Origin of the sequence: Roseovarius sp. M141 (assembly GCF_024355225.1) — a bacterium.
Classification (GTDB): domain Bacteria; phylum Pseudomonadota; class Alphaproteobacteria; order Rhodobacterales; family Rhodobacteraceae; genus Roseovarius.
Genome location: NZ_VCNH01000008.1, coordinates 516,414 through 533,642 on the forward strand (window position 1 = coordinate 516,414; position 17,229 = coordinate 533,642).

The 17,229-nt window shown below is 63.2% G+C and carries 16 protein-coding genes and 1 tRNA gene; 9 read left to right on the top strand and 8 right to left on the bottom strand.

Features of this window, described 5'->3' with window-relative positions; translation table 11 throughout:
- Window positions 1-719: 719 nt before the first annotated feature.
- Together FGD77_RS06630 and FGD77_RS06635 are read left to right on the top strand one after the other, a co-directional pair.
- Window positions 720-995, top strand: coding sequence for a hypothetical protein (locus tag FGD77_RS06630; protein ID WP_255007637.1), 276 nt, complete (start codon window positions 720-722; stop codon window positions 993-995).
- Window positions 996-1,204: 209 nt separating this feature from the next.
- Window positions 1,205-1,450, top strand: coding sequence for a hypothetical protein (locus FGD77_RS06635; protein ID WP_255007639.1), 246 nt, complete (start codon window positions 1,205-1,207; stop codon window positions 1,448-1,450).
- A gap of 105 nt (window positions 1,451-1,555) precedes the next feature.
- Here FGD77_RS06635 and FGD77_RS06640 read toward each other — a convergent pair.
- Window positions 1,556-1,631, bottom strand: a tRNA-Thr gene (locus tag FGD77_RS06640).
- Between the two features lie 45 nt (window positions 1,632-1,676).
- A complete protein-coding gene (locus FGD77_RS06645) occupies window positions 1,677-2,552 on the bottom strand; it encodes a hypothetical protein (RefSeq protein ID WP_255007641.1) in 876 nt (291 codons plus the stop codon).
- A gap of 155 nt (window positions 2,553-2,707) precedes the next feature.
- On the opposite strand from FGD77_RS06645, the gene uvrB reads away from it, so the two are divergent.
- Both uvrB and FGD77_RS06655 read left to right on the top strand, forming a co-directional pair.
- Window positions 2,708-4,906, top strand: a complete 2,199-nt coding sequence (uvrB, locus tag FGD77_RS06650; protein ID WP_255007643.1) for an excinuclease ABC subunit UvrB — start codon at window positions 2,708-2,710, stop codon at window positions 4,904-4,906.
- Between the two features lie 81 nt (window positions 4,907-4,987).
- Window positions 4,988-5,173, top strand: a complete 186-nt coding sequence (locus FGD77_RS06655) for a PLD nuclease N-terminal domain-containing protein (protein WP_255007646.1) — start codon at window positions 4,988-4,990, stop codon at window positions 5,171-5,173.
- 75 nt (window positions 5,174-5,248) lie between these two features.
- On the opposite strand, the gene FGD77_RS06660 is transcribed toward FGD77_RS06655, so the two are convergent.
- The gene (locus tag FGD77_RS06660; protein WP_255007648.1) at window positions 5,249-5,515 is read right to left on the bottom strand and encodes a zf-TFIIB domain-containing protein; all 267 of its coding nucleotides are present in this window, start codon (window positions 5,513-5,515) and stop codon (window positions 5,249-5,251) included.
- A gap of 171 nt (window positions 5,516-5,686) precedes the next feature.
- Between FGD77_RS06660 and FGD77_RS06665 the strand changes: the two genes are divergently transcribed.
- From FGD77_RS06665 to FGD77_RS06675, 3 genes are read left to right on the top strand one after another with little or no spacing between them, the layout of a single operon-like run.
- Complete coding sequence (locus tag FGD77_RS06665; protein WP_255007659.1) at window positions 5,687-6,397, top strand: precorrin-6A/cobalt-precorrin-6A reductase; 711 nt, start codon at window positions 5,687-5,689, stop codon at window positions 6,395-6,397.
- A complete protein-coding gene (locus FGD77_RS06670; RefSeq protein ID WP_255007661.1) occupies window positions 6,394-7,020 on the top strand; it encodes a DNA-3-methyladenine glycosylase in 627 nt (208 codons plus the stop codon). The genes FGD77_RS06665 and FGD77_RS06670 overlap by 4 nt, the downstream gene beginning before the upstream one ends.
- The gene (locus tag FGD77_RS06675) at window positions 7,017-7,685 is read left to right on the top strand and encodes an alpha/beta hydrolase (RefSeq protein WP_255007664.1); all 669 of its coding nucleotides are present in this window, start codon (window positions 7,017-7,019) and stop codon (window positions 7,683-7,685) included. Before FGD77_RS06670 ends, FGD77_RS06675 begins: the two co-directional genes overlap by 4 nt.
- A 34-nt stretch (window positions 7,686-7,719) precedes the next feature.
- On the opposite strand, the gene FGD77_RS06680 is transcribed toward FGD77_RS06675, so the two are convergent.
- The 5 genes from FGD77_RS06680 to cysS all read right to left on the bottom strand — a co-directional run bounded on the left by FGD77_RS06680 (window position 7,720) and on the right by cysS (window position 14,206).
- Window positions 7,720-8,943 carry an MFS transporter gene (locus tag FGD77_RS06680; RefSeq protein ID WP_255007666.1) on the bottom strand — a complete coding sequence of 408 codons (1,224 nt, stop codon included), beginning with the start codon at window positions 8,941-8,943 and terminating at the stop codon, window positions 7,720-7,722.
- 49 nt (window positions 8,944-8,992) lie between these two features.
- Window positions 8,993-9,844, bottom strand: a complete 852-nt coding sequence (gene cobA, locus FGD77_RS06685; protein WP_255007668.1) for a uroporphyrinogen-III C-methyltransferase — start codon at window positions 9,842-9,844, stop codon at window positions 8,993-8,995.
- A gap of 214 nt (window positions 9,845-10,058) precedes the next feature.
- Window positions 10,059-10,838 carry a squalene/phytoene synthase family protein gene (locus FGD77_RS06690; protein WP_255007670.1) on the bottom strand — a complete coding sequence of 260 codons (780 nt, stop codon included), beginning with the start codon at window positions 10,836-10,838 and terminating at the stop codon, window positions 10,059-10,061.
- Window positions 10,831-12,441, bottom strand: coding sequence for a citramalate synthase (cimA, locus tag FGD77_RS06695; protein WP_255007672.1), 1,611 nt, complete (start codon window positions 12,439-12,441; stop codon window positions 10,831-10,833). Before cimA ends, FGD77_RS06690 begins: the two co-directional genes overlap by 8 nt.
- 250 nt (window positions 12,442-12,691) lie before the next feature.
- On the bottom strand, window positions 12,692-14,206 hold the full coding sequence (cysS, locus tag FGD77_RS06700) for a cysteine--tRNA ligase (protein WP_255007674.1): 1,515 nt from the start codon (window positions 14,204-14,206) through the stop codon (window positions 12,692-12,694).
- A gap of 421 nt (window positions 14,207-14,627) precedes the next feature.
- Between cysS and FGD77_RS06705 the strand changes: the two genes are divergently transcribed.
- Both FGD77_RS06705 and FGD77_RS06710 read left to right on the top strand, forming a co-directional pair.
- A complete protein-coding gene (locus tag FGD77_RS06705) occupies window positions 14,628-16,166 on the top strand; it encodes a trimethylamine methyltransferase family protein (RefSeq protein WP_255007676.1) in 1,539 nt (512 codons plus the stop codon).
- 159 nt (window positions 16,167-16,325) lie between these two features.
- Window positions 16,326-17,177, top strand: coding sequence for an EamA family transporter (locus tag FGD77_RS06710; RefSeq protein WP_255007678.1), 852 nt, complete (start codon window positions 16,326-16,328; stop codon window positions 17,175-17,177).
- The last annotated feature ends 52 nt before the right edge of the window (window positions 17,178-17,229 follow it).

Consider the following 17,229-nt stretch of genomic DNA (forward strand, 5'->3'; position numbering starts at 1 on the left):
AACCGCCCACATATCTCTTCAGATAATATCAATTTCAAAGAGCGTCGGGACTAAAAGCCCCAGAAGACAAATCTAACAGACCACGCTTAAACTACCAAGCGCCGTCCGCACCACCTATCCCCGAATTTCCCCACCGTCAAGGCCTCCAGAGCACCGCCCCGTCATCCCGTCCAGTGTCCCGATCAGCACCTCAGCACCGCCGGTGAAGGGGGTTCTAGTCCCAGTTCACTACACCCGCAACCCCCTTTTTATAGAAAACGCATATTTTCATCAAATATCTGAAATATAACGTATTTTCCTATAATTCAGCCCTCATAACCTGCCGGATGGCCTACTGCATGACAAGAATCGATGACGGATATCTTCAGGCGCTCGGGGCTGCGGTGCTGAGTTCGAGTCTTGCAATCGTAAACTGTGCGATCCGCCAACCGACACTCCATAACAGGAATAGAGAACAGAGGGCCTTGGCGGGAGGGCTAGCTTTGCAGTCAATGTGCAGGGTGGGCAAACGCCCGCCCCCACACCGCGACCGACGCAAATGCAGGAAAACCACCAAACGCGGCAGGGCGTATCGGTTGCCGGGCATCCGCTCACAGGGACGGGCCGCGTTGTATCGATGGATGAGTGGCGCAAGCTATCAGACTGGGAACGGCACGCGCCAGACAGGCGGATGTGGTGCGGTATCGCGCAAGAATGGATCAAACATAAGGAAATCAGACATGGCAAATGACCTCAGAAATTCTGAGAAGCATCCCGCAGCTACGGAAAAACGCAAACCGCCCCGCGCCGCGCTGGACTGGAGCGCCGATGGCGTGCTCGGCATTAAAATCAGCGGTAGCTGGGGCCGCATCGTGCGCGCCAGCGTCCATGAAACGGTTTCATCCGGGCTGCTGTCGCAGGCCGCAACGCTAGGCTCGCAAGGCAACCGCGTTGATGCAGATGGCTACGACGCATCAAGCGGCGATGATGATGGCGCGGCGGCTCAATCGCGTTGACAATACCCAGCAACCGGATTCCGCCGAACGCGCGCTGAACAAGACCGCCCGAAACTTCGCGGCGCAGATGGATACGTTGAAACGGTATCGCTCAAAAGGGCAACAGACGGTGCGCGTGGAGCGCGTCACTGTAGAACCGGGCGCGCAGGCGGTTGTTGGAAACGTCAATCATGGGGGGCGGGGCAGGGACGAAAAGTGGCGCAGACCCCATGCATCGGGCAAATGCTGCGCCCAGATGCAGCGCAAAATCAAAGCGCAGCGGCAAGCCATGCCGCGACCCTGCCGTTCGGGGCTGGGCGGTCTGCCGGATGCACGGCGCAGGCGGCAGCGCAAAGCCGGGCTATGCGCATCCGAACTGGAAACATGGCGGGCGCAGCGGTGAAACGGTGGAACTGCGCAAGCTGGTGAACGCGCCGGGCCGAGAATCGCGCAATGTCGTGGATTCTATGGAGTAGCTGGCGTGGTTTGCATCAACGCCCCTAGGCCTGGATATCTAGGGGGATGCGAGAAAGCTCCATATGCTGTCTATGCAGCAAAATCGGTCACTTATCCAAGTTAAGTGGTGCCCCCACACGGACTCGAACCGCGGACCTACTGATTACAAATCAGTTGCTCTACCAGCTGAGCTATAGGGGCGCCGATCGGCCACCTAACAGGGTGCGCGCCGCTTGGCAAGCGTGATTAGGGTGTGATCAGAGTGATGCCGGGAACGCGTCCGATACGGTAAACATCTTCGTCATAAAGATCGCTCAGCTCGTCGATCAGGTCTTCGGTCCAGCCGGGCAGGTCCAGCTCTTCTTCGATGGCCGCCTCGTCGGCGAATTTATCCAGAAAGGCCGAGATGGTGCGCCGTTTTTGCATTTCGGTCATGCCTGGATGCTGCTCCAGATACGTCTCGAAGCGGGTCATGCCGACCTTCGTCATGATCTCGCGCAGCAGGGCATGCTCGCCATCCAGCGGCACGCCATGTTCGACACCCGCCATCTCGCGCAGGATCTGGCCCCAGATCAGGGGCGTGTCTTCGTTGCACCAGACCGTGATCGGGATGTCGGGAATTGCGCTGCGCATCTGCACAATCATATCGGACCAGCGCATTTCGGTAGGATCGATTCCGTCCAGATAGCCGATCATATTATCGAATTTTGTCTGTGCCAGAATCTTGGGCAGGAAGCTGGCAGGATTGCAGACGGCAAAGAACAGCTCGATCTCGTCGCGGGCAAAGATCTCGCGGAAATACTGCGTGCGCCGCATGGCGGACGTGTAGAAGGCACCGCCTGACGCCGCCATTTTCGGGGTGCCGAAAAATCCGGGATTGGACAGCACCAGCCGGTCGGGCGCGTCATCAAACCCTATCGCGTCCAACAGCACCTCGCGGGTGTCATCGGCGATGGTCCCCTGCGCGGCGGCATGCAGGATGTCGCGCAACAGTTTCCGGTAGTCCTTGGGATAGGGTACCTGTGTGCCCCGCTCGGCCAGCATGTTTTGGTTGGCGGTCAGGCATTTCAGCAGCCGGTCCTCATCGGTGAAATGGGCGCCTGCGTGAAGAACGAGCTGCATGATGTCTGTGTCCGGATCTTATGAGGTATCGGGCTTGCCCTGTATAAGTGCCTTTGCCGCGCGAATAAACCGCTTTCGCAAAGGGGTGCGCCCGGCGCTACGGGTTGAATGCTGCGGAAAAAGCATCAAGTGTGGCATGCCCGAAGGAGTACCCGATGCCCTACGCCCATTCCGACAGCCAGCCGCCGGTTCTGGCTAATCCCGCGCCTGACGTGCGCCAGCGCCTCAAGCTGGAGGGTGGCAAGCGGTTCGAGTTGGTGACAGAATTCTCGCCGGCGGGCGACCAACCCACCGCCATCGCCGAAATCAGCCAGGCCATTCTGGACGGTGACCGCGATCAGGTTCTGCTGGGCGCGACCGGCACCGGCAAGACCTATACCATGGCCAAGGTGATCGAGCAGACCCAGCGCCCCGCCATCATTCTGGCCCCGAACAAGACGCTGGCGGCGCAGCTCTACGGCGAGTTCAAGGGGTTCTTTCCGAACAACTCGGTCGAATATTTCGTCAGTTTCTATGACTATTATCAGCCCGAAGCCTATGTGGCGCGCAGCGATACCTTCATCGAGAAGGAAAGCCAGATCAACGAACAGATCGACCGCATGCGCCACTCGGCCACGCGCGCCCTTCTGGAACGGGACGATGTGATCATCGTCGCGTCGGTGTCGTGCATCTACGGTATCGGTAGCGTGGAAACCTACGGCGCCATGACACAGGATCTGATCGTCGGCGCCGATTACGACCAACGGCAGGTGATGGCCGATCTGGTCGCCCAGCAGTATAAGCGCAACGATGCCGCCTTCCAGCGCGGCAGTTTCCGGGTGCGCGGCGATAGCCTCGAAATCTTCCCCGCCCACCTGGAAGACCGCGCATGGCGGCTCAGCTTTTTCGGGAACGAGCTGGAGGCGATCATCGAATTCGATCCGCTGACCGGTGAGAAGACCGGCAGCTTCGACAAGATCCGCGTCTATGCCAACAGCCATTACGTCACGCCCAAACCGACGATGCAGCAGGCGATCATCAGCATCCGCAAGGAGCTGCGCATCCGGCTTGACCAGCTGGTCGGCGAGGGCAAGCTGCTGGAGGCACAGCGGCTGGAGCAGCGCACGAATTTCGATCTGGAAATGCTGGAAGCGACGGGCGTGTGCAACGGCATCGAAAACTATTCGCGCTACCTGACGGGTCGCGCCCCGGGCGAGCCGCCGCCGACCCTGTTCGAATTCATCCCCGACAACGCCATCGTCTTCGCCGACGAATCCCACGTCAGCGTCCCGCAGATCGGCGCGATGTACAAGGGCGACTATCGCCGCAAGTTCACGCTGGCCGAGCATGGTTTCCGCCTGCCCAGCTGCATGGACAACCGCCCCCTGAAATTCGAGGAGTGGGACGCGATGCGCCCTCAGTCGGTGTTCGTTTCTGCCACCCCCGCGAAATGGGAGATCGAGCAGACCGGCGGGGTGTTCACTGAACAGGTGATCCGCCCGACCGGCCTGCTGGACCCGATGATCGAGGTGCGCCCGGTCGGCACGCAGGTCGATGATCTGCTGGACGAGGTGCGCCGTGTCACTGCCGCCGGTTTCCGCACGCTGGTGACGACCCTGACGAAACGCATGTCCGAGGATCTGACCGAATACATGCACGAGCAGGGCATCAAGGTGCGCTACATGCACTCGGAAATCGACACGATCGAGCGGATCGAAATCCTGCGCGATCTGCGTCTGGGGGCCTTTGACGTGCTGATCGGCATCAACCTGCTGCGCGAGGGTCTGGATATCCCCGAATGCGGGCTGGTGGCGATTCTGGACGCGGACAAGGAAGGCTTCCTGCGCTCTGAAACATCGCTGATCCAGACCATCGGGCGCGCGGCGCGCAACGCCGAAGGGCGCGTGATCATGTATGCCGACCGCATCACCGGCTCGATGGAGCGCGCGATGGGCGAGACCGACCGCCGCCGCGAGAAACAGATCGCCTATAACGAGAAACACGGCATCACCCCGGCGACAGTCAAGAAGAACGTCGAGGATATTCTGGCCGGTCTCTACAAGGGCGACGTCGACATGAGCCGCGTCACCGCCAAGATCGACAAGCCGCTGCACGGTGCCAATCTGGCCGCGCATCTGGACGCCCTGCGCACTGACATGCGCAAGGCCGCCGAGAATCTCGAGTTCGAAGAGGCCGCGCGCCTGCGGGACGAGGTGAAGCGGCTCGAGGCCGTCGATCTGGTGCTCTCCGACGATCCGCTTGCCCGCCAGTCCGCGGTCGAGGCGGCGGTTTCAGCGGGGTCCACGACCCGGGGCAGGTCGACAGCGGGCAGGCCCGGTCAACGCGGCGGAAATGTGAAACGGCGCAAAAGATAGCGGCAGGCGGTTGGCGTAGGGCCGGAACCATTTGCCAGACAGGCGCGTTTCATCCCGAACGCCTTATTTGGGAGAGACGCAATGGAATATGGCATTTTCGGCCTCATCATTCTGGTTCTGGACATCTACGCGATCTACCAGACGCTCACCTCGTCAGCATCCACATTGGCCAAGGTCGTCTGGACGCTTGTGATCTTCATCCTGCCGGTGCTGGGCTTTATTGCATGGCTCATCGCAGGGCCGCGCGGCGCATCTGCCCGCGTCTGACACGGCATAAAATCTGGACGACGGACAAGAGCGGGCCTTGTGCCTGCTCTTTCCAATTCGCATCGCGGTGCAGGGTCAGAAATCGAAGATATCTTCCAGAAAACCACCGCGTTTTTTACGCTTGCGCGGACGGTCGTCGTAGTCACGATCATCATACCCGCGATCGGGCGCCTGACGCGTCTGCGCAGGTGCAGGCGGCGGCGCTTCGGGAGCAGAGCGGTCGATGATCTTGTCCAGCTCACCCCGGTCCAGCCAGACACCCCGGCATTGGGGGCAATAGTCGATTTCGACCCCTGTTCGATCCGTCATCACCAGTTCTGTACCGTCCACGGGACATTGCATCGCGTCTCTCCTTAGATATTACACAAAGCATGTGGGAACGCGCACGCCGCGCCGCAACGCCAAAGCTGCGGTATTTTGCCAGTTTGCCGATTGGCGCCGCGCAATGGGGCGGCTATCTTGACGGCCTATGAAACGCTGCACACCGATCCACCCGTCCCAAGGATGCCCCCCTTGACCCTACTCTTACTGGCCGGGACCGGCGAGGCGCGCCAGATTGCCGAGGCATTGGCAGACCGTTGCACGGATTTCACCGTCTGGCTGCCCGGCGAGGGGCGCATCGCGCGCGATTGGCCCATCGCCCCCGCACGCGGGACGCTCGCCGATTGCCTGAACGACCCGGCCATCACCGCCGTGCTGGATGCAACGCATCCGTTTTCAACAGATGCAACACAGGAGGCCACCCATATTTGCGCCGAGCGTGGGCTGCCCTATTGCCTGCTGTGGCGCCCCGAATGGCGCGCCCAATCCGGCGACCGCTGGACCCATGTCCTGACCGAGGCGGAGGCCGCCAAACACATTCCACCCGGCGCCACCGTCTTTGTCGCCACCGGGCGCGAAGGGCTGGCGCATTTTGCCGCACTCAGGGCCGCGCATGTCTATTGTCGCCAGATCGGCGCCCCGGACGCCCCCTTTCCCTTCCCGAACGGCCAATACCTGATCCAGAACCCGCCCTTTCCGGTGGAGGAAGAGATCGCGCTGTTCCAACGCCTCGAGATTGATTGGCTGGTCACGCGCAACACAGGCAGCACGCGGGCGGTGACCAAGCTGACGGCGGCGCGCCAACTGGGGCTGAACGTGCTGATGATCGACCGCCCCGCCCCACCCGACGCCCCGCGCGCGGCCTCTGTCGCAGAGGCGCTGGAATGGGCGCCCGCGCGATGAGCCGCACCATCGAAACAATGGACGACGTCGCCACGGACGCCGCCGCCCTTGCCGCCACCTGCCCGCGGCTGGCGCACGCCTATGCACTGACCGGCCCCCTGCCCCTGCGCCGCAGACCAGACGGCTTTGCCGAACTGCTGTCGGCCATCGTCAGCCAGCAGGTCAGCGTCGCGTCCGCCAATGCGATCTGGGCGCGCATGCAAGCCGCAAACCTGACCGCCCCCGCCCCGATCCTTGCCGCCGGTGAGGACGGGTTGCGTGCTGCCGGCCTCAGCCGCCAGAAGATCCGCTATGCGCAGGAGCTGGCCCGCGCCGGCATAGACTTCGACGCGCTGCGCACGGCCTCCAGCGGCGACGTGATAAAAACCTTGACGCAGGTGCCCGGCATCGGCACGTGGACGGCGGAAATCTACGCCATGTTCAGCCTTGGCCACGCCGATGTCTTCGCCCATGGCGATCTGGCCCTGCAGGAGGCGGCGCGCATCCTCTATGACCTGCCGGACCGCCCCAAGGAACGCGCCATGCGCGAGATTGCGGCGGCCTGGAGCCCTTGGAGATCAGTTGCCGCGCGGCTGCTTTGGGCCTACTACCGTACCCAGAAACAAAGGGAAGGCATCAGATGACGCGTGTATTGAACGCTGGCCGCAAAGAGCCGATTTCGGGCGAAACAAGATCCATCGTGGTGTTCCTGCACGGCTACGGCGCCAATGGTCCAGACCTTCTGGGCCTTGCTGATCCGCTGGCCGACCACCTGCCCGACACCCTGTTCGTCGCGCCCGACGCGCCGGAAACCGTTCCCGGCATGCCGAACGGATTTCAGTGGTTCCCGATCCCCTGGATCGATGGCAGCAGCGAAGAAGAGGCCGAGCGCGGGCTGCTGGCCGCCTCGGACGATCTGAACGCCTTTCTCGATGCGCTGATGGTGGACGAGGACGTCCTGCCCGAACAGGTCGTTCTGTTCGGCTTTTCCCAAGGCACGATGATGGCGCTGCATGTCGCACCCCGCCGCGAGGACGAGATCGCCGGCATTGTCGCCTTCTCGGGCCGCCTGCTGCGCCCGGAACTGCTGGCGGATGAGGTCGTCAGCCGCCCCCCGATCCTGCTGGTGCACGGTGACGCCGACGACGTGGTTCCGGTCAAATCCCTGCCCGAGGCCGCCGAGGCGCTGCAAGCGGCGGGCTGGAAGGATGTCTACGCCCACGTGATGAAGGGCACCGGCCACGGCATCGCCCCCGACGGGTTGCAGGTGGCGCTGGCCTTCATGGCGGATAAGCTGGGGCTGGGGTAAACCTAAACGCTGATCTGCCGGGGGCCGCCGGACCTCAGGCCATGTCGTCCCTTGGCCGCATCACCAGCCAGATCAGCGCGCCGCCGGCCAGCACCAAAAACGGCACCATCGCCAGATTGACCGCCATCCAGCCTGATTGCGCATTGCCGCCCGAGCAGTTCATCAACCCGCCCGACGCCAGCGAGGCGACGGTAACGCCGCCGAAGACCAGCAAATCGTTCAGCCCCTGCATACGCCCCCGCTCGTGCGGCTCATGCGCGCCGGCCAGCATGGATGTGGCCCCGATAAAACCGAAATTCCAGCCAACGCCCAACAGCACCAGCGCGATGAAAAAATTCTCCAGATCGACGCCCTGAAGGGCAACCACCCCGGCCGCGGCAAGGATCGCGATCCCGGCGCCCAGGATCTTTTCCACCCCGAACCGGGCGATCAGATGGCCGGTAAAGAAGGACGGAATATACATCGCCAGAACATGCGCGGTGACGACATCCGCCGCGCGCCCGGCATCAAACCCGCAGCCGACCACCGCCAGCGGCGTCGATGTCATCACGAGGTTCATCAGCGCATAGGACACCATCCCGCAGATCACCGCGACGGCGATGCGCGGTGTCTTCAGCAGCTCCAGCCGCGAACGCCCGCGCGGCGCGTCCTCATCCGGCACGGGCGGCTTGGGGATGTTCAAAAACAGAAACAGGACCGAACCGACGACATTCAGAACGATGACGGCGATATAGGTGCCCAGAAACGGCACGACCATCGCCTCGGCCGTCACCTTGACCAGCTGAGGCCCGATGATGGCGCTGACAAGGCCCCCGGCCAGAACATAGGAAATCGCCTTGGGGCGGAACGCATCGCTGGCCGTATCGGCGGCGGCAAAGCGGTAAAAACCCTGCGCGCTCATGTACATGCCGGTCAGAAGACTGCCCAGCAGGAACAGCGGAAAGGACGCGACATACAACCCATAGGCGCCCACGGCGCCGCCCAGCGCGCCACCGAATGTCCCGACGAAGAACCCGACGCGCCGTCCATACCGCTGCATGATCGCCGAAACGGGCGTCGCCGACAGCATGGAGCCGATGACGATCATCGAGATCGGCAAGGTCGCAAAACACGGATTACTGGCCAGACCCGTCCCCGCCAGACCGCCGACGACAAAGATCATCGGCATCTGCGCCCCCAATAGGGCCTGCGCCATGACCAGAACGGTCACATTGCGGCGGGCGCGGGCGTCGTCGGGAAGGGGGGCGGCATATGTCATGACGCCGAGTGCTAGATAGGTTGGCGCGCCTTGGCAAGCGCGATGGTGGTCAGGCGACCTCGGCGAACATCCCCCGGCCCAGCGGGTCCATGTCGCGCACCGGCTGCCCGGCCATATGACCCTGCCAGTCCAGCACCTGGCGCATCAGCACCGACTGCCCGATGCACAGCAGTGCAGGCGGCTCCAGCCCGCTGGCCTCGATATCGGCGGCCATGCGGCTCAGTGTCGTTTCGATCACCTGCTGCTGGGGCGTGGTGGCGTTGCAGACCACCGCGCACGGCTCGTCCGGATCGCGGCCGTTTTCGATCAGCGAGGCTGAAATCTGCGCCGCGTGTTTCATCCCCATGTAGATCACCAGCAGCTGACTGCCCTCGGCCAGCGCCTTCCAGTTCAGCGATGCCGTGGCGCCGCCGGTGTGATCGTGCCCGGTCACGAAGGTCACGGACTGGTTCAGCTCGCGATGCGTCACCGGAATGCCCGCATAGGCCAGCCCGCCGATCCCCGCCGTGATGCCCGGAATGATCCGCACCGGCACGCCATGTTGCACCAGCGTCTGCGCCTCTTCGCCGCCGCGCCCGAATACGAACGGATCGCCGCCCTTCAGCCTCAGCACCCGCTTGCCCGCGCGGGCCAGATCGACCAGCCGAAGCGAGATATCGCGCTGCGCCGTCGACGGCTTGCCGCCGCGTTTGCCGGCATAGATCTTCTCGGCATGCGGTGCCCACTCCAGGATGCACTCCTGCACCAGCGCATCATAGACCACAACATCGGCCTGCCGCAGCGCGTTAAGCGCGTGGATCGTCAGCAGCCCCGGATCGCCGGGGCCGGCACCGCACAGCCAGACCCAACCAGGCTGGAACGAAGGCCACTGATGCGGCGGAAGGGGGAGCGAATCTAACATGAGCGCCATATTGCGCGACAATCGGGTTTTGCATAGGGGGCGGGCGGGCAGCGGCGGATTGAAGGCCGAAACGCGGTTCACTGCCCTGCGCAGGCAACCCTGCGATTGTTCGCGCAGCAAGCGGGAAGACGTCAGATGTTTCCGCCCGGGGCGATTTAGCGGAACAGATTTTTATTTTACCGCAAGATACCGCATGGCATTCGGAACACCATTCCTACCACCGCCCACCGACAGATCGCGCCAATAGTGTCAGACTGGACCGAATCGGAGACGGCTCCAACCCGCCGCGCGCGGCCAGTTCAGGATGCGCCACGGCACGGCGCAGGATGCCCTCGGCCTGCCACGCAGCCAGCAGCGCAGGTTGCGCTGCGCGACTGACACCCGCCCTGTTGGACCGCGCTGCCCGCAGGCGTCTCAGCCCGTTCTCTGCCAGCGCCCTGATCCCTTCGGGCCGCCCGTCCAACAGCGGCACGCGCCCGGCCTCCTCCAGCGCGGGAATGGCGCGCAGCCAGTTGGCGACACCGGTGGCATAGCCCGCGTCCATGACGACGGACGCCTCCACCCGGCCCAGCGCACGCGCGGCGGCCAGCATCAGATTGCCGCTGGTTTTTTCCAGATACGCCGTCAGATGCGCGTCGTCCTCGAACGGGTCGCGGTAGATGTCCCATTGGCGCGCAACGATCAGGGTGTCCAGCAGGACCGCGCCTTCGGCGTCCAGCATCTCCGCGAGCGGCGTGACCACCTCGTGCCGCCGGACAACCGCGCCCTGCACGATTTCCTCCAGCGCATCGCGCCACCATTGCAGGCGCATTTCCGCAATCATGGGCTCCTGCGTCATCCATGGCGCACGCGACACCTCGACGTTGAAGGCATAGATCGCGAACAGCACCGGGCGCGCCGTAACGGAGGCGGCCATGGCGGCACGAAAGCGGTCGGGATCGCCGCGCTGCACGATGCCTGCACAACCGATCAGATCCTGGCTCAGCTCAGGCACCTTGGAGCAGCTTCCAGTTGATCGCATCCAGCAGCGCGTCGAACGACGCATCGACGATATTCGCGCTGACGCCGACGGTGGACCAGCGGTTGCCCTGCCCGTCCTCGCTGTCGATGATGACGCGGGTCACGGCCTCGGTTCCGCCCTGGGTAATGCGCACCTTGAAATCGACAAGGCGCATGTCGTCGATACCGCTCTGGTAGCGGCCCAGATCCTTGGCCAGCGCCTTGGACAGGGCGTTGACCGGGCCGCGATCGCAGCCCAGATCATCCATGGATTCGCTGACCGACAGCTTCTTCTCGCCGTCGACCTTCACCACGACGACCGCCTCGGACAGGCTGACCATCCGGTCCCGCTTGTTCTTGCGCCGCTCGACCGTGACCTTGTAGCGCTTGACCTCGAAAAACTCGGGCAGAATGCCCAGCGCGCGCCGCGCCAGCAGCTCGAAACTGGCCTGCGCGCTGTCGTAGGTATAGCCCTCTGCCTCGCGCTCCTTGATCTGGTCGAGGATGAGGGCCAGCGCCGGATCACCGGGCGCGACCTCAATCCCCGCATCGGACAGGCGGCGGCGCAGGTTGGACTGGCCGGCCTGATTGGACATCGGGATGATGCGCGCATTGCCGACCAGCGCGGGGTCGATATGCTCATACGTTGAGGGATCTTTCAGGATCGCGCTGGCATGCAGCCCGGCCTTGTGCGCAAACGCCGACGCGCCGACATAGGCGGCCTGCCGCATCGGCACGCGGTTCAGGATATCGTCCAGCTTGCGGCTGATCCGGCTGAGATTTTCCAGCGCGTCCAGCGTGACGCCGGTTTCATATGTGCTGGCGTAGGTTTCCTTTAGCAGCAGAGTCGGGATCAGCGACGTCAGGTTCGTGTTCCCGCACCGCTCGCCCAGCCCGTTCAGCGTGCCCTGGATCTGCCGCGCACCGGCATCCACCGCGGCCAGCGCCCCGGCAACGGCGTTTTCGGTATCATTGTGGGTGTGGATGCCCAGCCGGTCGCCGGGGATGCCCGCCGCGATCACCTCGGCCGTGATGCGCCCGATCTCGGCGGGCAATGTGCCGCCGTTGGTGTCGCACAGCACGATCCAGCGCGCGCCGGCACTCAGCGCGGCATGGCAAACCTCCAGCGCATAATCGGGGTTCGCCTTGTAGCCGTCAAAGAAATGCTCGGCGTCCAGCAGCGCCTCACGGCCCTCTGCGACGAGATGCGCGACCGAGGCGGCGACGTTTTCGATGTTTTCCGCCAGCGTGATGCCCAAGGCCCGCTCGACATGGAAGTCATGCGCCTTGCCGACAAGGCAGACGGCGCTGGTCCCGGCGTTCATCACGGCGGCCAGCACGTCGTCATTCGCGGCGCTGCGACCGGCGCGTTTGGTCATGCCAAAGGCGGTCATCGTCGCGCGGGTTTTCGGCGCCGCGTCAAAAAAAGCGCTGTCGGTGGGGTTCGCGCCGGGCCAACCGCCCTCGATATAATCGACCCCGAGGGTGTCCAGCATCTCCGCAATGCGCTGTTTCTCGGCGGTCGAGAATTGCACGCCCTGAGTTTGCTGCCCATCGCGCAAGGTGGTGTCGTAGAGGGAGAGGCGGGTGCGGGTCATGGCGCAACACCGGCGATCTGCCCGCGCTGAGTCAAGGCGCACCCTGGCGCGCCGCCGCGCAGCGCCCGACCGCCCCCCGGGCGCTGCACGGCCAATTGCCGGTCGTTGGCTACATCTGTGGTTGTTAGTCGCGCGCTTGGTTTCGAGCGCCCCGCCCGTGGGAACCACGGGCAGCCCCCGACCGCCCCCACGGGCGGGGGCTTCACCCCCACCCTCGGTCGGGGGCTGCCCTTAACGCTCAGTGGCGAGGTCATTTCAGGGCGTCCAGTTTAGCGGGATCTATCACAGCATTGTTGAGTTGGGCTGTTCCGTTGTTGACGCCGTTTGCCGATCTTGATGCTCTCAATTCCACACCAAGCGCCGAGGCCTCACACTTGAGCCGATCCGCATTCTCCCAATCCTTCAGACGCCTATAAGCTAACCACCGATGAACAACATCAAGCGATGCATCGCGGACCTCATCAGAGATACCGCCCCATCCTATAACACTCACCGTAGGTTTATAATCTTCGCCCTCGGCTAGAAATGACCCGTCCTGCATCTCGTAATGATAAGGTTTCGCCCAGCTACTTTGTGCAATAGCGTCTAAATCGAAGCCGAGTAGATTCGCCGATGCGGTTAAGTCGGCACGCTTGTCTTGATCACAAAGCTCATTCAATCGGTCGATGGCTTCCCATGTATTCAAATCTTCTGAAAGAGCCCAAAGTACATCGGGATCAACTACACCAGTAGTTTCGGAATCCGCCATTGATGCCCATTTTTTTAACGTTTCTTTGGCCTCATCGGCCTTCCGGGCCGTCCAATCCATCGGTTTCCGATAATGCGTGCTCAAAAACACGAACCGGATCACCTCGCCCGGAACTTTCCAGCCACCGCTCCAATTGCCATCCAGCAGATCGCGCACGGTGAAGAAATTGCCCAAGGACTTAGACATCTTCTTGCCCTCGACCTGTAGCATCTCGTTATGCATCCAGACCTGCGCGAAGCCACTCTCCGGATGTGCACAGCAGCTTTGGGCGATCTCGTTCTCGTGGTGCGGGAACATCAGGTCGTTGCCGCCGCCGTGGATGTCGAAGCTGGCGCCCAGTAATTCATAGGCCATGGCCGAGCATTCGATATGCCAGCCGGGGCGCCCGCGCCCCCAAGGGGAATCCCATCCCGGCAAGTCATCTGTCGACGGCTTCCACAGCACGAAATCCATCGGGTTGCGCTTGTAGGGCGCGACCTCGACCCGCGCGCCGGCGATCATGTCGTCGATGGATCGGCCCGACAGGGCGCCGTATTTGGAATAGCTCTCGACCGCGAACAACACATGGCCCTCGGCGGCGTAGGCGTGGCCCTTGGCGATCAGATCCTCGATCATCGCCACCATCTGGGGGATGAATTCGGTCGCGCGGGGCATCATGCCGGGTTCCAGCGCGCCCAGTGCGCCCATGTCCTCAAGGAACCACTGGATCGTCTTTTCCGTGATCTTGGCAATCTCGGCGGTCACGCCTCCATCCGGCCCGACATTCGCGAGCGCGCGGGCGTTGATCTTGTCGTCGACGTCGGTGAAGTTGCGCGCGTAGGTCACGGCGCCCTCGCCATAGACATGGCGCAACAGGCGATAGAGCACGTCAAACACCACCACCGGGCGCGCATTGCCCAGATGGGCGCGGTCATAGACGGTCGGGCCGCAGACATACATCCGCACGTTTTCAGGATCGAGGGGGGTGAACGCCTCTTTCTTGCGGGTCTTGGTGTTGTGCAGCTGGATCTTGGTCATGGCGGGCCTCGCAGGGCTGGATGCGTCGGTTTGCGGCGGGCTTAGCAATTTCGGCCTGTTATTGGAATAGCCCAGATCGCCACGCCTTTGATCGTTGGCAGGGCGCCGCGCCGCTGGCCTTGGTCGCCCCATTCCGGCGCAGGGCCGATGTATGTAATGCCGGATCGTGCGGCATCCGAGGCAGCCAAGCGGGCCGACTGATAGACCGAAAGCGACATATGTCGCAATCAGGACAGACAGTCCCCGTTTCTTCATGGCGTCATCATCCCAGAACAGGGAGAGATGGCCATGACGCCATTCAGCAAGATCGTCCTTATCGTACGTACTATCGGCGCCGCCAGAGGCCGCGCCGCACGCGGCGGGCCGGGGCGCGGCATCTGACGCCGCCGCTTTCCCCTGCCCTGCACATATGAGTCCCGACATGAATGCAATCCCCTCCCGCCGCACCGGTGGACGCGCCGCACGGCGCGCCGAACGGTCTGCCCCGATCACCGGGGCGCTGCGCTCCATCCGCCCCGGAATGGAAGGCGGACGTTATAGCCCGCTGAGCGACGCCGATGTGCTGCGCATCCACCACACCGCGCTGGATGCGCTGGAGCAGATCGGCCTTGCCGACGCGCCGCCCAGCGGTGTCGCCTACCTGACCGCCGCAGGCGCAATCGAGGGCGATGACGGGCGCATCCGTTTCCCCCGCGCGCTGATCGAGGACACGATCACCAAGGCTAATCGCAGCATCACCCTGATGGGCCGCGACACGCAGCACGACATGCAACTGTCCGGTACGCGGGTGCATTACGGCACCGCCGGCGCCGCCGTTCACATGGTCGATGTCGATGGTCGCAACTATCGCGAATGTACCGTGCAGGACCTGCATGATGCAGCGCGGATTGCGGACGTTCTGGATAATATCCACTTCGTCCAGCGACCGATGGTGTGCCGCGATATCGCTGACAATATGGAAATGGACCTGAACACCATCTACGCCTGCTGCGCCGGCACGACCAAGCATGTCGGCGTCTCGTTCACCGAGCGCGCCTTTGCCCGCGAGGGTATGAAAATGCTGCACATGATCGCCGGCGGCGAAGAGGCGTGGCGCGCGCGTCCGTTTGTGTCGAACTCGAACTGCTTCGTCGTGCCGCCGATGAAATTCGCCACCGAATCCTGCGACGTGATGGAGGAATGCATTCTGGGCGGCATGCCCGTGCTGCTGCTGAGCGCCGGCATGGCGGGCGCGACGGCACCCTCGACCATTGCGGGGGCTATCGTGCAGGCAACTGCGGAATGCCTTGCCGGTCTTGTCTATGTCAACGCGGTCAAGCCGGGGCATCCGGCGATCTTCGGCACCTGGCCATTCGGCCTGGACCTGCGCACCGGTGCGATGACCGGCGGCTCGGGCGAGCAGGCATTGCTGAGCTCGGGCTGCGCGCAAATGCACCGTTTCTACGATCTGCCCGGCGGCGCGGCGGCAGGTATCACCGATGCCAAACTGCCCGACATGCAGGCAGGATGGGAATCGATGTGCTCAAACGTCATGGCCGGGCTGTCGGGGCTTAACATGGTGTACGAGTCGGCGGGCATGCACGCATCCCTGCTGGGCTTCTGCCTTGAATCGCTGATCTTGGGCGATGATCTGATCGGCCACGCCCAGCGCTGCGTGCGCGGCATCGAGGTGGATGACCAGACGCTGGCACTGGAGCAAATCCGCGAAGTCTGCATCGGCGGGCCGGGTCACTATCTGGGCACATCCGAAACGCTGGCGCGGATGCAGTCGGACTACCAGTACCCAAAAATCGGCAACCGGATGAGTCCGAAATTGTGGGACGAAGCCGAAAAGCCCGATCTCAACCGCGATGCGACGACCCGCAAGGAGGCGATCCTGTCCGAACGCTCTGCCGCGCGCTTTGACCCCGAGGTCGATGCAGCGATCAGGCAGGCCTTCAAAATTCATCTGCCAACCTGACCAGCGCCCGGCGCACCGCGTTTTGCATTCAGATTGCGACAGCTGTCTGAATGCAAAACGCCCACGACATTCGAAGATTTCGCGCGTTTTGCCACACTTCCCGATACAGAATGAAATCAAAACACGTTAGGCTCAGCGCGAACAAACCAAGGGCGCGCGATGAGCACCACAGTCTTTGTCGCCGTTTTGGGCGCCGCCCTCCTGCATGCCGGCTGGAATGCGCTGGTCAAAAGCGGCACGGATAAGCGTGCGGCGATGGGAGCCGTTGTCATCGGCCATACGCCGTGGGCACTGCTTGCGCTGTTCTTCGTGCCTCTGCCCGCGCCAGCCAGCCTGCCGTATCTGACGGGGGGCATCGTGCTGCATGTCGGATACCAGATATTTCTCATGCGCTCGTATGAAAAGGGGGATCTGACGCAGGTCTATCCCATCGCCCGCGGATCGGCGCCGCTGATGGTCGCGCTGTTCTCGGTGCTGGTCCTGGGCGTGCAGCTGGAGCGGCTTGAGGTTCTGGCGGTGGCGATCATCGGCATCGGTATTCTCAGCCTCGCCGTGGTGCGGCGCGCCGACGGGTACCGCAACGGGGGCGCAGCGGCGCTGGCGCTGACCACCGGCCTGTTCATCGCGTCCTATTCGCTGGTCGATGGTCTGGGCGCGCGGCTGTCGGGATCAGCGCTGGCCTATTTTTCGTGGATGGCGCTGATCAACGCGGCTTTGATGACGCTATATTTCGCGCTGCGCAGCCCTGCGACGCTGGGCCGGATCGCACGCCATGGGCGCGTCCCTTTCCTGGTGGGCGGGGCGGCGTCCTATGTGGCCTACGCGGTGGTAACGTGGGCCTTTACGCAAGCGCCCATCGCGCTGGTCACGGCCCTGCGCGAGACCAGCATCGTCTTTGCGCTGCTGATCGGTGTCGTGTTCCTGAAGGAACGGCTGGACTTGGCCAAGGTGCTGTCGACCGCCGCAACGCTGACCGGCGCCGTGCTGCTGCGATTCGGACGCTCACCGTGACCATCACAGGCTTGAGGTTTTGCGGATTCGCACGGCCCTACCAGACAGAGGC